The organism is Nocardiopsis sp. TNDT3 (assembly GCF_003427465.1).
In the GTDB taxonomy this organism is placed as follows: Bacteria; Actinomycetota; Actinomycetes; order Streptosporangiales; family Streptosporangiaceae; genus Nocardiopsis; species Nocardiopsis dassonvillei.
The window spans coordinates 1-3,430 of the sequence record NZ_QPFC01000728.1; the positions used below are offsets into that span (position 1 = coordinate 1).

The following is a 3,430-nucleotide window of genomic DNA, read 5'->3' on the forward strand; positions in this document are numbered from 1 at the left end:
CCCTGGACCCGCCCCGCCGCCCCCGGCGTCACTCCTCGGCGAAGCCGTTGTCCCTCATCCACTGCGGGTCGGGGGCCACCATCTGGAGGATCTCGATGTAGAGGCCCTCCGGACCCGAGACCTGGAAGCGGCGCTGCCCCCAGGGCTCGCTGACCAGCGGCATGATCACCTCCACCCCCGCCTCCCGAAGCCGCTTCTCCTCGGCGTCCACGTCCGGAACCAGGAAGGCGACCAGCGACTCCGCCCTCCCCGAGCGCAGGACCTCGTGCGTGGACGGATGGTCGCGCAGCACGAAGTCGATCGACAGCTTGGGGTGGTCCTCGTGCTGGGTGTTCAGGTACCAGCCGAGGTCGATGTTGACGTTGAAGCCGAAGTGCTCGGAGAACCACGCGGCGCTGGCGCGCGGGTCGTCGCAGAGCACGGCCAGTCCGACGAGATCGATATTCACGGTGCCTCCAGGGGATCGCTTCCAACCACTTCAATCAAAGTACTACACGCATCGTGGTCATGGCAACCGACTTTTCCCGCCTGGGTGCCACGCGGGTGCTATACGATAATGATTATCGTTTTCTTTGAAAGGAGGGTGTCCCCCGATGGAGCCGACAACCCCCATGCGCGTGGCCGTGGTCTGCGGCCTGCACCGCCACGCGCGCGGACGAAGCGTGGACGACCTGCTGGCGGAGGTCCCGGGGTCCGTGGCCGTGCACCACGACCTCGACGGGATCGCCGAGGGGATCGTCCACCGCGTCACCCGTGACCGCTGGGGTCCCGTGGACCACAGCCGTGTTGACCTGGACCACCTGTGCGCGTCCTGCACGCTGCGCGAGGACCTCGTGCCCACGCTGCTGCGGCTGGCCGAGCGGGGTGAGCACACCCTGTGCGTGGTGGAGACCTGGGACGGGGTCGAACCCCGGCAGGTGGCCGAGGTCGTCGCGGCCCGGGAGGAGCTGAGGCTGGCCGCGGTCATCGCGGCGGTGGACGCCGACCGCCTGCTGCCGGACCTGTCCGGGCACGACGACCTGAGCGACCGGGACCTGGACATCGCGGTGGAGGACGAGCGCACGGTCGCCGAGGTGCTCGCCCACCAGGTCGAGTACCCGACGGCGGTCGCCGTGCACGGAACCCGCCACCTCGACGAGGCCCGCGCCCTGGTGGAGCACCTCAACCCGGCCGCCGTGGTCGTCCCCGGGGGAGGCGGGCTCGCGGACCTGACGCACGGCCGGTTCGACCCCGAGGCGGCAGCGCACCGGCTCAACCCGGCCTGGGCGCACTACGCCGACCGCGCGGACGGGCGGGTGAGCACGGTGACCTGGAGCCGCAGGCGCCCCCTGCACCCCGTGCGGCTGCACGAGGCGCTGGAGCGGATCGTGTCCGCGGGCCTGCGCGGCCGGGGCCGGATCTGGCTGGCCAGCCGCCCGGACACGCTGCTGGTGTGGGACGCCTACAACGACGCCCTGCTGCTGGAGAGCGGCGGCCCCTGGCTGGACGCGCTGCCCGAGGCCGCGGTGGAGATGGTCTCCGAGACCCGCCGGGTCTCGGCGCTCCTGGACTGGGACCCGGTGCTGGGCGACCGCGGCCAGCACCTGGCGTTCACGGGTGTGGACCTGGACGCCCGACGCCTGGTGGCCCTGCTGGACTCGTGCCTGATGACCGAGGACGAGGCGGGACAGCCGCTGCGGTCCGACCCCTTCGCCGACGCCCTGTAGAGGGACGGCGCCACGACGGGAGGGCCCCGGACACCGGGGAGCCCGAACGGTCCGCGGGTCCGCGGGCCGCGAACGAGAGGAGGGACCGCCGTGTCCCGTGTCTGTCAGGTGACCGGGAAGGCTCCGGCCTTCGGAAACTCGGTCTCGCACTCCCACCGGCGCACCAGGCGCCGGTTCGACCCCAACATCCAGACGAAGAGGTACTGGCTGCCCAGTGAGGGGCGTTACGTGAAGCTACGCGTGAGCACCAAGGGCATGAAGGTGATCGACGCCCGCGGCATCGAGCGGGTGGTCGCCCAGATCCGCGCCCGCGGCGGGAGGGTCTGATGGCCAAGAAGAGCAAGATCGCCCGCGACCAGCGGCGCAGGCGCGTGGTGGCCCGCTACGCCGAGCGCAGGGCCGAACTCAAGCGGATCATCCGCAGCCCGCACACCGGTGAGCGGGAGCGCGCCGTGGCGGTGGCCGAGCTGAACCGGCAGCCCCGCGACGCCAGCGCCACCCGGCTGCGCAACCGCGACGCCGTGGACGGGCGGCCACGAGGGCACCTGCGCAAGTTCGGACTCTCGCGGATCCGCTTCCGGGAGATGGCCCACCGGGGCGAGCTGCCCGGGGTGACCAAGTCCAGCTGGTGACGGAAGCGGGATCCGGTCGCGCGCTCGGCGGTGTGACCCCCGACGCCCTGCGGCTCGACCGGATCCGACGCCACGGGCCCCGCGCGGTGCGCGCGGGGCCCGTGTGCGGTTCGGGTGCGGTCCGGGGGCGTCAACGGACGGCGGCGGTCCCGGTCGGCGACGTCGCTGGCCGGGACGGTTCCGGTCAGGGGCGTGCGCCGTCGGTGGAGGAGCGGTGGCCGTCGTGGCCGGAGACGCCGTGTCCCCGTTCCGGTCCCGCCTGGCCGCCGCGCATGCCGTGGTCGTGTCCGCCCGGCTGGTTGGCCTCGTGGAAGGCCTGCTGCGCCTGGTTCTGGCGCTCCCAGAGCACGAAGCGCTCGCTCTCGCCGAGCGCCATGGTGGTCAGCCACACGGCGACGGCGACGTCGTCGGCCAGGCCGAGCAACGGAACGAACAGTTCGGGGACGAAGTCGACGGGAGAGAGGATGTAGGCCGCCAGCACGAGCATCCCGAGCAGTTTGCCGCTGCTCAGCTCGGGGTAGCGTCCACGCACCTTGGCGCCGATCATCCGCGGGACGGCTCCGGCCCGCTGCCAGACGGACATGTCGCTGTCGGTGTTGCGGACGACCTGCCAGGCGGCGGCTCCCGCCGCGGCGCGGTTTGCCTTGCGCATCGTTCGGTCTCCTCGGTGAGGACGTGGCTTCTCAAGATATGACGCGAAGCCTTCCTGTTTCGTTCCCGCGTGGCGCGGGTCCAATCCCGTACGTGACCGGCGCGACACCCCGACCGCCCTCCCCGCCCCCGGACGGAGCGTCCGTACGCCGAGAGGGTTGTCCACAGGCCGCGAAGGGGACTGGTGGGGCAGGGAGGGGAAGGGCATCCTTGGAGAAGAAAGGATGAGAGGCACCAAACGCCACCGGGAGGCATCCCAACCCCCACAGACCAACACAGAACCCATACGACCCGAAAACGGTCGCATACCGATCTGTCCACGCGTTGGCCACATGCGGCCAGCACGAAACGCGTCTGCCCAGGAAGGAGGCGGTGCACACGGACACGATCCGATCCCCTTCGGCCAGCGTGGAGTCCGCGCCACCCGTGTCACCCCCGCCG

At 71.5% G+C, this 3,430-nt stretch carries 5 protein-coding genes; 3 read left to right on the plus strand and 2 right to left on the minus strand.

The genetic code is table 11. From position 1 onward, the window contains the following. Positions 1-28 precede the first annotated feature (28 nt). Positions 29-448 (minus strand): VOC family protein, encoded by a 420-nt coding sequence (locus tag DQW06_RS18035; protein WP_019606764.1) that lies wholly within the window; start codon positions 446-448, stop codon positions 29-31. A 163-nt stretch (positions 449-611) separates the two neighbouring features. On the opposite strand from DQW06_RS18035, the gene DQW06_RS18040 reads away from it, so the two are divergent. The 3 genes from DQW06_RS18040 (at position 612) to rpsN (ending at position 2,338) form a co-directional block, all read left to right on the plus strand. Beyond that, positions 612-1,706, plus strand: a complete 1,095-nt coding sequence (locus DQW06_RS18040) for a GTP-binding protein (RefSeq protein ID WP_117198959.1) — start codon at positions 612-614, stop codon at positions 1,704-1,706. 90 nt (positions 1,707-1,796) lie between these two features. After that, the gene (gene rpmB / locus DQW06_RS18045) at positions 1,797-2,033 is read left to right on the plus strand and encodes a 50S ribosomal protein L28 (RefSeq protein WP_047871988.1); all 237 of its coding nucleotides are present in this window, start codon (positions 1,797-1,799) and stop codon (positions 2,031-2,033) included. Then, on the plus strand, positions 2,033-2,338 hold the full coding sequence (rpsN, locus tag DQW06_RS18050) for a 30S ribosomal protein S14 (protein WP_117198960.1): 306 nt from the start codon (positions 2,033-2,035) through the stop codon (positions 2,336-2,338). The genes rpmB and rpsN overlap by 1 nt, the downstream gene beginning before the upstream one ends. 184 nt (positions 2,339-2,522) lie before the next feature. Here rpsN and DQW06_RS18055 read toward each other — a convergent pair whose 3' ends face one another. Continuing rightward, positions 2,523-2,990 carry a YkvA family protein gene (locus DQW06_RS18055; protein ID WP_019606760.1) on the minus strand — a complete coding sequence of 156 codons (468 nt, stop codon included), beginning with the start codon at positions 2,988-2,990 and terminating at the stop codon, positions 2,523-2,525. Positions 2,991-3,430 lie beyond the last annotated feature (440 nt).

Bases quoted from the DNA above. Each gene is read 5' to 3' on its own strand.
- DQW06_RS18040 (WP_117198959.1), top strand. From the start codon at position 612: ATGCGCGTGGCCGTGGTCTGCGGCCTGCACCGCCACGCGCGCGGACGA.
- rpsN (WP_117198960.1), top strand. From the start codon at position 2,033: ATGGCCAAGAAGAGCAAGATCGCCCGCGACCAGCGGCGCAGGCGCGTG.
- DQW06_RS18055 (WP_019606760.1), bottom strand. From the start codon at position 2,990: ATGCGCAAGGCAAACCGCGCCGCGGCGGGAGCCGCCGCCTGGCAGGTC.